11 protein-coding genes are annotated in these 13,933 nt (G+C 71.3%); 6 read left to right on the top strand and 5 right to left on the bottom strand.

From position 1 onward, the window contains the following. Positions 1 to 160 precede the first annotated feature (160 nt). From ACFWBT_RS18730 to ACFWBT_RS18720, 3 genes are read right to left on the bottom strand one after another with little or no spacing between them, the layout of a single operon-like run. Positions 161 to 952, bottom strand: coding sequence for a 3-oxoacyl-ACP reductase (locus tag ACFWBT_RS18730; RefSeq protein ID WP_385701525.1), 792 nt, complete (start codon positions 950 to 952; stop codon positions 161 to 163). Beyond that, entirely contained in the window at positions 949 to 2,334 is a 1,386-nt protein-coding gene (locus ACFWBT_RS18725; RefSeq protein ID WP_385701523.1) for an aldehyde dehydrogenase family protein, read from the bottom strand. Before ACFWBT_RS18725 ends, ACFWBT_RS18730 begins: the two co-directional genes overlap by 4 nt. Before the next feature lie 7 nt (positions 2,335 to 2,341). Then, complete coding sequence (locus tag ACFWBT_RS18720) at positions 2,342 to 3,712, bottom strand: glutamine synthetase family protein (RefSeq protein WP_385701522.1); 1,371 nt, start codon at positions 3,710 to 3,712, stop codon at positions 2,342 to 2,344. Positions 3,713 to 3,789: 77 nt separating this feature from the next. Here ACFWBT_RS18720 and ACFWBT_RS18715 point away from each other — a divergent pair, with 77 nt between their 5' ends. Further along, the gene (locus ACFWBT_RS18715) at positions 3,790 to 4,527 is read left to right on the top strand and encodes a FadR/GntR family transcriptional regulator (RefSeq protein WP_385701519.1); all 738 of its coding nucleotides are present in this window, start codon (positions 3,790 to 3,792) and stop codon (positions 4,525 to 4,527) included. A 127-nt stretch (positions 4,528 to 4,654) separates the two neighbouring features. After that, positions 4,655 to 5,335: a gamma-glutamyl-gamma-aminobutyrate hydrolase family protein gene (locus ACFWBT_RS18710; RefSeq protein ID WP_385701516.1), complete on the top strand. Its 681-nt coding sequence runs from the start codon at positions 4,655 to 4,657 to the stop codon at positions 5,333 to 5,335. A gap of 116 nt (positions 5,336 to 5,451) precedes the next feature. On the opposite strand, the gene ACFWBT_RS18705 is transcribed toward ACFWBT_RS18710, so the two are convergent. Continuing rightward, on the bottom strand, positions 5,452 to 6,381 hold the full coding sequence (locus tag ACFWBT_RS18705; RefSeq protein ID WP_385701513.1) for a LysR family transcriptional regulator: 930 nt from the start codon (positions 6,379 to 6,381) through the stop codon (positions 5,452 to 5,454). 70 nt (positions 6,382 to 6,451) lie between these two features. On the opposite strand from ACFWBT_RS18705, the gene ACFWBT_RS18700 reads away from it, so the two are divergent. Next, complete coding sequence (locus ACFWBT_RS18700) at positions 6,452 to 7,603, top strand: TDT family transporter (RefSeq protein WP_385701510.1); 1,152 nt, start codon at positions 6,452 to 6,454, stop codon at positions 7,601 to 7,603. A 106-nt stretch (positions 7,604 to 7,709) separates the two neighbouring features. Here the strand turns inward: ACFWBT_RS18700 and ACFWBT_RS18695 are convergent, their stop codons facing one another. Next, positions 7,710 to 9,770: a restriction endonuclease gene (locus tag ACFWBT_RS18695; RefSeq protein WP_385701508.1), complete on the bottom strand. Its 2,061-nt coding sequence runs from the start codon at positions 9,768 to 9,770 to the stop codon at positions 7,710 to 7,712. A gap of 500 nt (positions 9,771 to 10,270) precedes the next feature. On the opposite strand from ACFWBT_RS18695, the gene ACFWBT_RS18690 reads away from it, so the two are divergent. The 3 genes from ACFWBT_RS18690 to ACFWBT_RS18680 all read left to right on the top strand — a co-directional run bounded on the left by ACFWBT_RS18690 (position 10,271) and on the right by ACFWBT_RS18680 (position 13,888). Next, on the top strand, positions 10,271 to 11,140 hold the full coding sequence (locus tag ACFWBT_RS18690) for an arpA protein (RefSeq protein WP_385701506.1): 870 nt from the start codon (positions 10,271 to 10,273) through the stop codon (positions 11,138 to 11,140). 82 nt (positions 11,141 to 11,222) lie between these two features. Beyond that, positions 11,223 to 12,068: a class I SAM-dependent methyltransferase gene (locus ACFWBT_RS18685; RefSeq protein ID WP_385701504.1), complete on the top strand. Its 846-nt coding sequence runs from the start codon at positions 11,223 to 11,225 to the stop codon at positions 12,066 to 12,068. A gap of 59 nt (positions 12,069 to 12,127) precedes the next feature. After that, positions 12,128 to 13,888: a choline/carnitine O-acyltransferase gene (locus ACFWBT_RS18680; RefSeq protein ID WP_385701503.1), complete on the top strand. Its 1,761-nt coding sequence runs from the start codon at positions 12,128 to 12,130 to the stop codon at positions 13,886 to 13,888. Positions 13,889 to 13,933: the final 45 nt, after the last annotated feature.

Here is a 13,933-nt window from a genome sequence, read left to right as displayed (position 1 = left end):
GGGGCTGCGCGCGGGGGGGTGGGCGGGGGGGGGGGGGGGGGGTGGGGTGGGGGGCGCGGCCGCCAGGGTGGCGGCCGCGGCCAGGGTCCACGCGAAAATGTGCCGGTACGGCCGGAATCGTCGGTGTCGCATGCCCCTGTGGACCGTACCGGAGGACGGCCTACAGGGGCGTGACGTACGCGCCCGAGATGCCTCCGTCCACCAGGAAGTCGGTGGCGTTCACGAAGGAGGAGTCGTCGCTGGCGAGGAACGCCACGGCCGCCGCGATCTCGTCCGCCTCGGCGAACCGGCCGACCGGGATGTGCACCAGCCGTCGCGCGGCCCGCTCGGGGTCCTTGGCGAACAGCTCCTGGAGCAGGGGGGTGTTGACGGGGCCGGGGCACAGGGCGTTGACCCGGATACCCTCCCGGGCGAACTGGACGCCCAGTTCGCGGGACATGGCGAGCACCCCGCCCTTGGAGGCCGTGTACGAGATCTGCGAGGTCGCCGCGCCCATCCGGGCCACGAAGGACGCCGTGTTGATGATGGAGCCCCTGCCCTGGCGGCGCATGTACGGGATGGCCGCCTTGCAGCACAGGTAGACGGAGGTGAGATTGACCTCCTGGACGCGCTTCCAGGCCTCCAGGCCCGTGTCCAGGATGGAGTCGTCGTCCGGCGGTGAGATGCCCGCGTTGTTGAAGGCGATGTCGACGGAGCCGTAGGTGTCGTACGCCGTCCTGAAGAGCGTCTCGACCTGCTCGGGGTCGGTCACGTCGACCTGGACGAAGATCCCGCCGACCTCCTCGGCCACGGCCTTGCCGCCCCGCTCGTCGACGTCGCCGCAGACGACGTGCGCGCCTTCGGAGGCGAGCCGGCGCGCGGTGGCGAGGCCGATGCCGCTGGCGGCGCCGGTGATGACGGCGGTACGGCCGACCAGGCGGCGGCAGCTGGTCTCTGGGGTGTCTGCGGTCACTGTGCGGGGCCCTCCGTGCTGATGAAGACGTTCTTGGTCTCGGTGAAGGCGGTGAGGGCGTCCGGGCCGAGTTCGCGGCCGATTCCCGACTGCTTGAAGCCGCCGAAGGGGGTCCAATAGCGGACGCTGGAGTGGGAGTTGACGGACAGGTTGCCGGCCCGGACGGCCTGGGAGACGCGCAGGGCGCGGCCGACGTCGCGGGTCCAGATGGAGCCGGACAGGCCGTAGTCGGTGGCGTTGGCGAGCCGGATCGCGTCGGCCTCGTCCTCGAAGGGCAGCACGACGGCGACGGGTCCGAAGACCTCCTCGACGGCCACGCGCGCGTCGGACGCGACGCCGGTGAGGACGGTGGGCGCGAACCAGAAACCGGGGCCCTCGGGCGCCTTGCCCCGGATACCGGGCGCGTCGGCGTCGACGTAGGACCGTACGCGCTCCAGTTGGGTCCTGGAGATCAGCGGACCCATCTGGGTCCCTTCGTCGGCGGGGTCGCCGACGACGACGGATTGGACGGCCGGGGCGAGGAGTTCGAGGAAGCGGTCGTGGACGGAGCGCTGCACGAGGATGCGGGTCCGGGCGCAGCAGTCCTGGCCCGAGTTGTCGAGGAACGACATGGGGGCGGCCGCCGCCGCGGCCTCGATGTCGGCGTCGGCGAAGACGATGTTGGGGCTCTTGCCGCCGAGTTCGAGGGTGACGCGCTTGAGGAGGGCGGAGCCCTTCGCCAGCACCTGCTTGCCGACGGCGGTCGACCCGGTGAAGACGATCTTCGCGACGCCGGGGTGTCCGACGAGCGCGTCGCCCGCGACCGGGCCCGTTCCCGGCAGCACCTGGAAGAGGTGTTCCGGCAGGCCCGCCTCCAGGGCGAGTTCGGCCAGCCGCAGCGCCGTCAGCGGGGTCGTCTCGGCGGGTTTGAGGATGACGGCGTTCCCGGCGGCGAGGGCCGGCGCGGTGCCCCAGGCGGCGATGGGCAGGGGGAAGTTCCAGGGCGCGATGACACCGACGACACCGAGCGGTTCGAGGAGGGTGATGTCGAGGCCGCCCGGGACGGGGATCTGGCGGCCGGTCAGGCGCTCCACTCCCCCGGCCGCGTAGTCGAGCAGATCACGGACGTTGCCCGCCTCCCAGCGGGCGTTGCCGAGGGTGTGGCCGGCCTCGCGGACCTCCAGGCGGGCCAGTTCCTCGATGTGGTCGTCGACGACGGCCGCGAAGCGGCGCAGCAGCCGGGCGCGGTCGGCCGGCGCGAGGGCGGCCCAGCCGGCCTGCGCCCTGGTGGCCCGTACGACGGCGTCCCCGACGTCCTGGGCGGTGGCGGCCGGGACGGTGGCGACGACCTCTTCGGTGGCGGGGTTCAGTACCCGGAGTTCGTGGTCGTGCGGGTGCGGCAAGGGGGCCTCACATGCGCTCGAAGGAGCGGCGCAGCTCCCAGTCGGTCACCGCGGCGTCGAAGGCTTCCAGCTCGACGCGCGCCATGTTGCGGTAGTGGGCGACCACCTCGTCCCCGAAGGCGGCCCGGGCGATGGGGCTGTTCTCCCAGAGTTCGGCGGCCTCGCGCAGGGTCGTGGGGACGTGCGCGTAGGCGGAGGTGTAGGCGTTGCCGGCGCACGCCTCGGGCAGCTCCAGCTTCTGCTCGACGCCGTACAGGCCGGCCGCGACGAGTCCGGCGACGGCCAGGTGCGGGTTGACGTCGCCGCCGGGCAGCCGGTTCTCGAAGCGCATCGAGCGGCCGTGGCCGACGACGCGGAGCGAGCAGGTGCGGTTGTCGTACCCCCAGGCGACGGCGGTCGGCGCGAAGGAGCCGGGCTGGAAACGCTTGTACGAGTTGATGTTGGGCGCGTACAGGAGCGAGAAGTCGCGCAGGGCGGCCAGTTGTCCGGCGAGGAAGTGGCGCATGACCTCGGACATGCCGCCGGGGTCCTCGGCGGAGCCGGCCATCACGTTCCTGCCGTCCGCGTCGGCCAGCGAGAGGTGGATGTGGCAGGAGTTGCCCTCGCGCTCGTTGTACTTCGCCATGAAGGTGAGCGAGACGCCTTCCTGGGAGGCGATCTCCTTGGCGCCGGTCTTGTAGACGGCGTGCTGGTCGCAGGTGACGAGGGCCTCGTCGTACTTGAAGGCGATCTCGTGCTGCCCGGGGTTGCACTCGCCCTTGGCGGACTCGACGGTGAGGCCGGCGGCCTGCATCTCGTTGCGGATGCGGCGCAGCAGGGGCTCGATGCGGCCGGTCCCGAGGACCGAGTAGTCGATGTTGTACTGGTTGGCCGGGGTGAGCCCGCGGTAGCCGGTGTCCCAGGCCTGTTCGTAGGTGTCCTTGAAGACGATGAACTCCAGCTCGGTGCCTACCTGCGCGGTGTAGCCGAGTGCGGCGAGGCGGTCGAGCTGGCGGCGCAGGATCTGGCGGGGCGCGGCCACCACCGGGGAGCCGTCGTTCCAGGCGAGGTCGGCGATGAGCAGGGCGGTGCCCTCGTTCCAGGGGACGCGCCGCAGGGTGCCGAGATCGGGGTGCATGGCGAAGTCGCCGTAGCCCCGGTCCCAGGAGGACATGGCGTATCCGTCGACGGTGTTCATGTCGGTGTCGACGGCGAGGAGGTAGTTGCAGCCTTCCGTGCCGTGCTCCAGGACCTCGTCGAGGAAGAAGGCCGCGGCGAACCGCTTGCCCTGGAGCCGCCCCTGCATGTCGGGGAAGGCCAGGACGACCGTGTCGATGTCCCCGGCCTCGACGAGACGGCGCAGTTCTTCGACGGAGAGCGGGGGTGTGCGGTCTGCCACCGGAAAAGCCTCCTTGGGTCAGCCGAGAGCCATAAGGTATTGCGGAGAACCATTGCTTGGGAAGGGGGCGCGACCGGATGACGCAGGCGGAACCCGACCGCGGGGCGGACGACCGGCTGACGCCGGTGCTGCGGCCGGTGCGGGCGGGCAACGGTTTCGAGGAGGCGCTGGAGCAGATCCTCCAGATCGTCCGGCTCGGCCTGGTGCCGGGCGGTGAACGGCTGCCCGCGGAACGGGAGCTGGCGGAGCGGCTCGGGATCAGCCGGGTGACGCTGCGCGAGGTCCTGAAGGTGCTCCAGGACCAGGGTCTGGTCGAGTCGCGGCGCGGGCGCTACGGCGGCACCTTCGTGCTGGCGCGCACGGACACACCCGGCGAGCACGAGCTGCGCCGCCGGGTCGCCGCGGTCGACATCGAGGACGTACTGCGTTTCCGCGAGGTCCTGGAGGTGGGCGCGGCCGGGCTGTGCGCGACGCACGGCCTCGACGCGGAGCGGGCCGGCCGGCTGCGCGAGGCGCTGGCCCGGACGAACGACGCCCCGCTGACGGACTACCGGCGGCTGGACACCATGCTCCACCTCACCCTCGCGGAACTGTGCGGCTCCCCCTCCCTCACCGCGCGGTACGCGGCGGTCCGCGCCTCGGTCAACGACCTCCTGGACTGCATCCCGCTCCTCGTCCGCAACCTGGAGCACTCCCAGCGCCAGCACACCGCCCTCGTCGAGGCGGTCCTCGACGGGGACGCGGACGGGGCGCGGGAGATGATGCGCGAGCACTGCGCGGGCACGGCGGCGCTGCTGCGCGGGTTCCTGGCCTGAGCGGTTCCTGGCCCGAGGGGACGGGTGAGGAGCCCGATGCGTTTCCCTCTCCCACCCCGCAAAGGTATGAGACCTTTCCATTGAGGTCGCATGGGCGTCGTGGCGACCGGATCCGAGGGAGAACAGCGTGGACAGGCCGCTGATCGGCGTGAGTACGTATCTGGAGTCCCGGGTGCGCTGGGGCGTGTGGGAGCTTCCGGCGGCCCTGCTGCCGGCCGGCTATCCGCGGCTCGTGCAGCGGGCGGGCGGACTCGCCGCGATGCTGCCGCCGGACGATCCCGCGCTGGCGCCCGCGACCGTCGCCCGGCTCGACGGGATCGTCGTCGCGGGCGGCCCCGATGTCGACCCCGCCCGCTACGGAGCCGAGCGCTCCCCGCGTACGGGCCCGCCCGCTCCCGAGCGCGACGCCTGGGAACTCGCCCTGATCCGGGCCGCGTTGGACTCCGGCACCCCGCTCCTGGGCGTCTGCCGGGGCCAGCAGCTCCTGAACGTGGCCCTGGGCGGCACACTCGTCCAGCACCTCGACGGGCATCTGAAGGACACCGGGGTCTTCGGGCACCACGAGGTGACGCCCGTACCGGGGACGCTGTACGCCGGTCTCGTGCCGGAGCCGTGCGGTGTGCCGACCCACCACCATCAGGCGGTGGACCGCCTCGGTACCGGCCTCCTGGTCTCCGCGCACGCGGCGGACGGCACCGTCGAGGCGATCGAACTCCCCGGTCCTGCCTGGGCGTTGGGCGTCCAGTGGCACCCGGAGATGGACGACGACCTGCGCGTGATGCGGGGCCTGGTCACGGCGGCGTCCTGAACGGCCCTGTCCGGCTGAATCTCAGCCCTTCCGGCGTCCGAGGAGCGGGGGGCCGGGGGCAGCGCCCCCGCGACGGGACGGGCAGGGGCGAGGGGGCGAAAAGAACGTACGTGCGGCTACGCGGCGCCTCGCGTCAGGGAGAGCAGGTCGCGGGCCGGCCCCGTGGGACGGTGACCCGTGGGCCAGACGGCCCGCAGGGCGCGGGCGAGCCGGACGTCGGCGAGCGGGATGCTCACCAGACGGTGGGCGGAGAGCTCCTCGCCGAGCGCGAGTTCACTGAGGACGGCGGGTCCGGCGCCGCTGACGGCGGAGGCCTTGACCGCCGTCGTCGAGGACAGCTCGATCAGCGGACGGGCGAGCCCGCCGAGCGCGGTGTCGAGGACCTGACGCGTGCCCGACCCCTCCTCCCGGAGGATGAGCGGCGTGGCGGCCAGCTCCGCCGCTCCGAGCGGTGCACGACGGCGCGCCCAGGGATGACCGGGCGCCGTCACCACGATCAGGCGGTCGTGCGCGATGACCGTCGCGTCGAGACCGGACGGCACCGAGAGCCCCTCGACGAAGCCGAGGTCCGCCTCGCCGGACAGCAGCCGCTCGGCGACGGCGGCCGAGTTCCCGGCGAGCAGCGACACGGCGGTGTCCGGACGCTGCGCGCGCAGCGCGATCAGCCAGCCGGGCAGCAGATACTCGGCGATGGTCATGCTCGCGGCCACCCGCAGCCGCGAGTCACGCCGGTCCCGCAGCGCCTGCGCCCCCGCGTCGAACGCCTCGGCCGCGTCCACCACCCGCCGCGCCCAGTCGGTGACGAGCGCTCCCTCACGGGTGAGCCGCGACCCGCGCGGTGAGCGGTCGACGAGCGCCACCCCGAGCTGCCGCTCCATGGAACGGACGCGGCTGCTGGCCGCCGGCTGGGTGATCCCCAGCTCACGTGCGGCGCGCCCGAGACTCCCGAGGCGCGCCACCGCCAGCAGCAGTTCGAGCGCGCCGAGATCGGGCACCCGGTGCGCGATCCCGGCGCCGGGGCGATCCTCAGCACTGCTGCTACTCATAAACCCAGCTTATGTCGTCATAGGCGCGCACTCCCTGGTGGGGAGTCGACGGGCCCGCGACCGTGGAGCCATGGTCACCGCAGCCCAGCCCTTCACCGCCCACGAGGCGGGAACCCTCCGCGACACGAAGACCCCGCGTGCGTCGCGGAACCGCGCCATCGCCGCGGTCCGGCATCTCGGCCCGAACTGGTACGCCTCCGTGATGGGCACCGCGATCGTGGCCACGGCCGGAGCGGGACTGCCCGGGCACGTGCCGGGCCTGCGCACCGCCTGCGCCGTCGTGTGGGCCCTCTCGCTCACCCTGCTGGTGGCGCTGCTCGCCGCCCGCGCCCTGCACTGGAGGCACCACAGCGACCAGGCCCGCGCCCACCTGCTCGACCCGGCCGTGGCGCCCTTCTACGGGTGCCTGTCGATGGCCCTGCTCGCCGTGGGCGGCGGCACCCTGCTCGTCGGCCGGGACTGGATCGGGACACCGGCGGCGGTCGCCGTGGACGCCGTGCTGTTCACCGCCGGGACGGTGATCGGACTCGCCGCGGCCGTGACCGTCCCGTACCTCATGGTCGTACGGCATCGCATAGAGCCCGGCCAGGCGTCCCCGGTGTGGCTGCTGCCGATCGTCGCCCCGATGGTGTCGGCCGCCCTCGGTCCCCTGCTCGTTCCCCACCTGCCGGCCGGGCAGCCCCGGGAAACGCTGCTCCTCGCGTGTGTCGCGATGTTCGGCCTGAGCCTGCTGGGCACCTTCGTGATGCTGCCGGTGATCTTCGCCCGGCTGGTCACCTCGGGCCCGCTGCCGCTCGCGCTCACCCCGACGCTCTTCCTGGTGCTCGGCCCGCTGGGCCAGTCGACGACCGCGGTGGGCAAGTTCGCGGACGCGGCGCCCGGGGTGATGCCCGCCCCGTTCGACCAGGGTTTCGCGCTCCTCGCCGTGCTCTACGGCGTCCCCGTGCTGGGATTCGCGCTGCTGTGGCTCGCGCTGGCCGTCGCGATGGTCGTACGGGCCCGCCGTCAGGGCATGGGCTTCGCGATGACCTGGTGGGCGTTCACCTTCCCCGTGGGGACCTGCGTGACCGGCGCGGAGGGCCTGGCCCGGCACACCGGTCTGGCCGCCTTCGACACGCTCGCGGTCGCCCTGTACGTCCTGCTGGTGGCCGCCTGGTCGGTGGCCGCCGTCCGCACGGCCCACGGCCTGCTCGGCGGCAAGCTGCTCGCAGCGCCTCGCTGAAAGCAACTTCCTGGGTCGCGCCTCCAGCCTCTGCCGTCCCGTTCGGGACGCGCGTCAGCCTTCCTGAGACCCACTTCCGGCGGGCGGCCCGCGGACCCGGGCCGCTCTACTCCACGTCGATGCCGTAGTCCTGAACGAGGGCTTCCAAGCCGCCCGTGTAGCCCTTGCCGCCGAGGACGAAGTCCCAGTCCCCGTTGGGCCTTCGACGGAAGGATCCCAGCACCAAGGCAGTCTCGCCGGGCCGGCCGTCGGAGACCTCAAGCCGTCCCAGTTCGGCCATCGCGGGATCGAGCAGACGGATGCGGGCATCTGTGAAGCCCGAGAGATCGGCGTCCGGGTTGACCTCTGGGTCGACGGCCGCCACGAGTACGAACCGATCAGCCTCCTCCGGCAACCCGTCGAAGGAGACGCAGATCGCGGCCTTGTCCGGCGCAGCGGCGGGAAGGGCACGCACGGAGCCGTCCGGTGTCCGCGGGTTGTTGAAGAAGACGAAGTGGTCGTCGCTGAGGACGCGGTTGCCACGGCAGACGAGAGCACACACGTCCAACGCGACGCTTCCGGTCCACGACATGCCCAGGACGTTGTAGTCGTCGGGCAGGTGAGTGCCCGGACCCGACGGCGTCGGCTGCCTTGTCGCTGGACGGCCCCCCTCGCCCAGTCGCCCACGGAGCCCGTGGCGGTGCAGCAGGTCGACGAGCTCGGTGCCCGCGATGAGTTCCAGCGGCTTGCCGTTGGCGAAGGTGTGCGAGCCGGGACCGAATCCTGACGTCGTCACCAGGACACCCTTGTTGGCGCCGGCGTCCTGAACAGTGCCGTACAGGTCACGCACGGCGGTCGGTGGCACCGTGTTGCGGTAGCGCTTCACCTGCACGACGATCTTGCCGCCGCGGATCGGCGTCGGATCCAGCGCGTCGACGTCCACACCGCCGTCGTTGGAGCGTTGGGTCGTCACCGCCTGCATCCCCATGGCCCGGAAGAGGTCCGCGACGAGATTCTCGAACGCGACCGGATCCATGGCGTACAGGTCCGGTTCCTCGTCGCCGCCGTGTGCGACGACGCGGTTCCCGACATCCTGCGGCAGCCGACTCGGCCGGACCGGCGTGAGTTGATCCGGCCGGGCGGAGAGCTGTCCGCGCAGTGCGTCCGCGAGGCAGCTGCTCGCGTCCACTTGCGCCAGGTGCAAGTCGCGGAACGAAGAACGCGGGGCCATGACCGTTGCGAGGAAGATACGGCCAGGCCGGCCCGTCGTAGGGTCATGTCCGTCCACGAACCCGTTCAAGGCCACCGACTCGAGCGCACCCAGCTCATCGGCGGCGAAGAGTTCGTGCAGTACGAGCAGCACGCATTGCGCGAGAACCTCCCTGTACAAGGCTCGACGCCGGCCCACCGGACGAGGCGTCTCCTTGTCCTGATCAACTCCCGACATGTACCGGACGGACTTGATCTCCGGGGCGACGCTGTAAGGGGGCAACTCCCAGTCCAGTACCAACTGCCGCGCCGCCGGGTCGTAAGCCGCGGCAACCTGGCGCGGGAAACCTTCAGGCCAGGCCGTCGAGGCGTAGAGAGCGGCGGAGAAGTACTCGATCACCGAATCCGGATCTCGGTGCCTCACGCCTTCGGTCACCGCGGTGACGCCTGAGTTGTGCGCACGCACCTCGGCCAGCTCCGCGTCCGCCCACTGCTGGTACTCCCGCTCGTACGACGCCAGCTGTCGCTGCCTCTGCGTCTCCGCAGCCTGGGCAGCATGCCAGTCCCGCTCGAAACGCACCCGCGCCTCGGCCTGAGCCTGAGCCCGGCGGCTCGCGGTCCAACCGCTCTGGGTCTGGTACTGCTGGAAATCCGGCATGGGCACGGGCTGCGCCAACGGTCCCGGGGCGAAGGGCTGGACCTCCTCGGGTCGCGAGAGCGAGGAAGCCCGGAAAGCCGGAGCCTGGCAGCCGGCGGCGAGGAGCCCTTGCAGGGACGCGACCTGTGCGTCCAGTTCCTCCGTACGACGCAGCGCCTCTGCCTGTCTGTACTCACGGTGACTCTGGGCAGCTCGCCGCTGATAGGCCCGCGCTTGTTGAGCCTCTTGTCTCCGCCGTCTGGCTTCGGCTTCCATCTGCCGCTGCTGCTGCCGTTGCACCTCGGCCCACACGCCGACAAAACCGGTAGAGCGACGACTCATGTGCTGCAGGCCCTCCCCAGGACGTTACGCAAGAGCGCTTTGGTTGTCCCCACAACCAGCTGTGACGCGACGACTCTAGCCAGCGATCGCCGTCCCGCGTATCCACTCGCGAAAAGTAACCCGCTCGGATCGTTTCCGCAGGTCAAGTGACTGGAGAGTAGCCAGGGCCGCTGCACCCGAGCGTCACCCTTCGGGCGTTGGCCCCTGACCGGGGTCCGCCCTCGCCGCTCTTCCGGCGATGTGCAGATCGGTCGGCCCGTGTCGACCCCACGAACGCATGCTGGAGCACACAGTTGGGCAGTGTGACGTGTCACAGACAACACAGCGCCGCTGTGGGAACTTCAAGTGCCCTTCCTGCCAGCCGAGTTACCGACAAGCCAAGAGTGAGGTCCGGCCGACCGCACGGATTGCCTCGCTCGTCCCGTGTGTGCGCGAGAAGCGGAACCGCGGGCCGGCGAGGGAACCGACGAGAGGTGCCGCCCGCACGTGGAGAGGATCGAATGCGCTCTTTGGAAGCCCTGACGCTTGATCAGGTGGTCGACACGGCTCGCTATCCCCTGTCGGAACTCGCGAGCGCCCAGGGACAGGCCGTGCTCTCCCGCGCCCGGCGCGACCTGTCGGCTCTCGGCTGCACCGTGCTGCCGGACTTCATCCGCCCGTCGCTGCGCGATGTGCTGCGGCAGGAGTGCTCGGCCATCGCCCCCCGGGCGCACCACGACGTCGAGACGGTGAACGTCTACAACATCGCGGTGGACTCGGCGCTGCCGGAGGACCATCCGGGCCGGAAGACCTTCGAGCGGGGCAACGCGTTCGTCGCGCGGGACCGCATCCCCGCGGACTCCCTCATCAGCCGGCTCTACTCCGACGCGGTGTTCCGGAACTTCGTCGCCCGCTGCTTCGAACTGCCGGAGCTGCACGAACTGGCGGACCCGCTCTCCGGGCTGGTTCTCAACGTCGTAGCGCCGGGCATGGAGCACCCCTGGCACTTCGACACCAACGAGTTCACCGTGAGCATGCTCACCCAGCAGGCGCAGGCCGGCGGCGTCTTCGAGTACTGCCCGAACATCCGGACCGCGCGGGACGAGAACTTCGACGACGTCCGGGACGTGGTGGACGGCCGGGGCGAGCGGTTGACCCGGCGCCTCCCCCTCCAACCGGGTGACCTGCAGTTGTTCAAAGGGCGCTACTCGCTGCACCGAGTGAGCCCGGTGCGCGGCGAGGTCGCGCGCCACTCCGCGATATTCGCCTACAGCGAGCGCCCCGGCGTCATCGGGAGCGTGGAACGGACCCGGCAGCTCTTCGGCCGGGTGCTGCCCGAGCACCTGGCGGCCGAGGGCCGGGCGGTCCGCGGCGACCGGCTCCTGGACTAGGACAGGTCCTGGCGGGCGGCGAGAACGCGTAGTCGCCGTAGTCCGTTTCCCCCCTGTGCGATCCCACGGAGGAGTAAGCCCTGTGCGTTTCGACGTGACCGGAAAAGTCTCACTCGACCACATCTACGACCAGCCCGATCCGCGCTCCTATTTCACGGCGCTGCGCCCGCTCGACTATGCCGTTCCGCAGCAGGCCAAGCCCTACTTCGCCAAGCTCATCACGGAGTACCGGGAGTCCCGGCACGTCGCGGTGCCGAAGGTGCTGGACATCGGCTGCTCGTACGGAATCAACGCCGCCCTGCTGAAGTACGACGCGTCCATGGACGAGTTGTACGCGCGCTACGGCGACGAGGACCGTGCGAGCGAGAGCCGCGAGGCACTGCTGGCCCGCGACCGGGAGCTGGCCCGGTCACGCCAACCCCCGCGAGCGATCCGCTTCGTCGGCCTCGACACCTCCGGCAGCGCGCTGTCCTACGCTCTTGAGGCCGGGTTCCTCGACGATGTGGTGCACGCCGACCTGGAGGAGCACGAGCCCACACCGGGACAGCGCGCCCAGCTCGCGGGTACGGACCTGGTGATCTCGACGGGCTGCGTCGGCTACGTCACCGAACGGACGCTCACGCGAGTCGTCCGCGCGCAGGGCGTCCGCCGGCCCTGGATGGCGCACTTCGTGCTGCGGATGTTCCCGTTCGACCCCGTCGAGCGGGCGCTGGCGAGTCTGGGCTACCGGACCGTCCGCGTCGACGAGGTGTTCAGACAGCGGCGGTTCGCCTCCCCGCAGGAGCAGGCGCTCGTGCTCGACAGCATGTCGGCCGCAGGGGTGGATCCACGGGGCCTGGAGGCGGAAGGCTGGTTGTACGCACAGCTCTACCTTTCCCGGCCGTACGACATCACAGGTACCGACGATCCGAATCGAGAACAGAGTTGAAGACCAGTCAGGATGCGTCAGGCAACGCGACCTTCGCCCAGGAGGACAGCCTCCCGCGCGTGCCGCTACCCACGCTGGACGCGAGCTGCGAGCGATTTCTCGCCTGGTGTACGCCGCTGCTGACCGCCGACGAGCGGTCGGCGACCGAGGCGGAGGTCGCCGCCTTCCTCCGACCCGGTGGCCCCGGCCGGGTGCTGCATGCCGCGCTGGAGGAATACGACGCCACGGAGGGCGTGCACAGCTGGCTCGACACCTTCTGGCCGTACCGCTACCTGGGCCGCCGGGACCGGATCGCCCTCAACGCCAACTTCTTCTTCCTGTTCAAGGACTCCGACCAGGCGCAGGTGCAGCGGGCGGCCGGGCTCGTCGCCGGGGCCCTCAACTACAAGCGGCAGCTCGATCAGGGGCTGATCCCACCGGTGGTGCAGCGCGGAGCACCTCAGTCGATGGTGCAGAACAAGTTTCTGTTCTCCAGCACGCGTATCCCCGGCGCGCAGCAGGACACCGTCCGCGCCCCCAACACCGAGGAGTGGCCGGGCCCGTCCGAGGCCCGGCACGTCGTGGTGTTCTTCCGGGGCGGCATGTTCCGGCTGGACGTGCTGGGTCCGGAGGGTGTCCCGCACAGCCTGGATGACATCGAGGCGGGGCTGCGCGCCGTGATGAAGGCCGACCCGGCCGGCGCGGACACCTCGGTGGGCCACCTCACCACCATGGCCCGCGCGGAGTGGGCGGCCGCCCGGGAGTCCCTTCTCGCCTGCCACCCCCGCAACGCCGACGCCCTCGACGATGTCGAGACCGCGCTGTTCTGCGTCGCTCTGGAGGACTTCGCCCCCGCGGACGTCCAGGACGCCTGCGACCAGCTGCTGTACGGCGACCGCGGCAACCGCTGGTTCGACAAGGCCGTGACCTTCGTCGTCTTCGCCGACGGACGGGCGGGCATCAACGTCGAGCACTGCGAGTTGGACGGGACCACGATCCTCACCTTCACCGACGCCCTGCTCGACACCCCGGCCGAGGAGCAGTCCCGGCAGTCCGGAGCCCGCTCCCAGGGGCTGCCGGCGCTGGAGCCGATCGTGTTCGAACTGGACGACGCGCTGCGGGACCAGGCGCGCTCCGCAGCCGACGCGTTCGCGGCGTACGGGGAGAACACCGCGACCAGCACGTTGTCGTTCGCGGACTTCGGCAGCAGCGCGGCGAAGGCGCTGGGGGTCTCGCCGGACGCGTTCGTCCAGGCCGCCTACCAGCTCGCCCACCAGCGCGCCAAGGGTCACCTGGGCGCCACGTACGAGTCGATCGCGACCCGGCAGTACCGGCACGGGCGGACCGAGGCGATGCGCGTCGTCACCACCGAGATGGTGGCCTTCGTGGCGGCGATGGAGGACCCGGCTGCGGACGCGGACACCCGGCGCGCCGCGTTCCGGGCAGCGACGGAGGCCCATGTGGCGCGCGCGAAGGCGTGCCAGGCCGGGCAGGTGCCGGAGCAGCACCTGTGGGAGCTGGAGCTGATCCAGCGCCGACGGGGGGCCGAGCTCGGGGTGACCGAGCAGCCCGCGCTGTACCGGACGCCGGGCTGGTCGACCATGCGGGACGACTACCTGAGCACGAGCTCCGCGCCGTCCGTCAATATCCAGTACTTCGGCTTCGGGTCGACCAGCAGCCAGTGCATCGGTGTCGCCTATGTGCTGCTTCCCGATCGGTTCAACCTCTACCTGAGCACGCCGTCGGCGGTCGCCGCGCAGATGCGGACGTTCGCCGACCGACTCCGGGAGGCGATGGACGAACTCCGGGAACTGCTGGCGTCCGAGCGGCCCGCGGACTGAACGGACACCGCCGCCGGACCGTGGCGCCCGACCGGAACTCCCGGT

Source organism: Streptomyces sp. NPDC060027, assembly GCF_042737005.1.
Classification (GTDB): domain Bacteria; phylum Actinomycetota; class Actinomycetes; order Streptomycetales; family Streptomycetaceae; genus Streptomyces.
This window is presented reverse-complemented; position numbering and strand designations above follow the sequence as displayed.

Bases quoted from the DNA above. Each gene is read 5' to 3' on its own strand.
- ACFWBT_RS18715 (WP_385701519.1), top strand. From the start codon at position 3,790: ATGACGCAGGCGGAACCCGACCGCGGGGCGGACGACCGGCTGACGCCG.
- ACFWBT_RS18705 (WP_385701513.1), bottom strand. From the start codon at position 6,381: ATGAGTAGCAGCAGTGCTGAGGATCGCCCCGGCGCCGGGATCGCGCAC.
- ACFWBT_RS18700 (WP_385701510.1), top strand. From the start codon at position 6,452: ATGGTCACCGCAGCCCAGCCCTTCACCGCCCACGAGGCGGGAACCCTC.
- ACFWBT_RS18695 (WP_385701508.1), bottom strand. From the start codon at position 9,770: ATGAGTCGTCGCTCTACCGGTTTTGTCGGCGTGTGGGCCGAGGTGCAA.
- ACFWBT_RS18690 (WP_385701506.1), top strand. From the start codon at position 10,271: ATGCGCTCTTTGGAAGCCCTGACGCTTGATCAGGTGGTCGACACGGCT.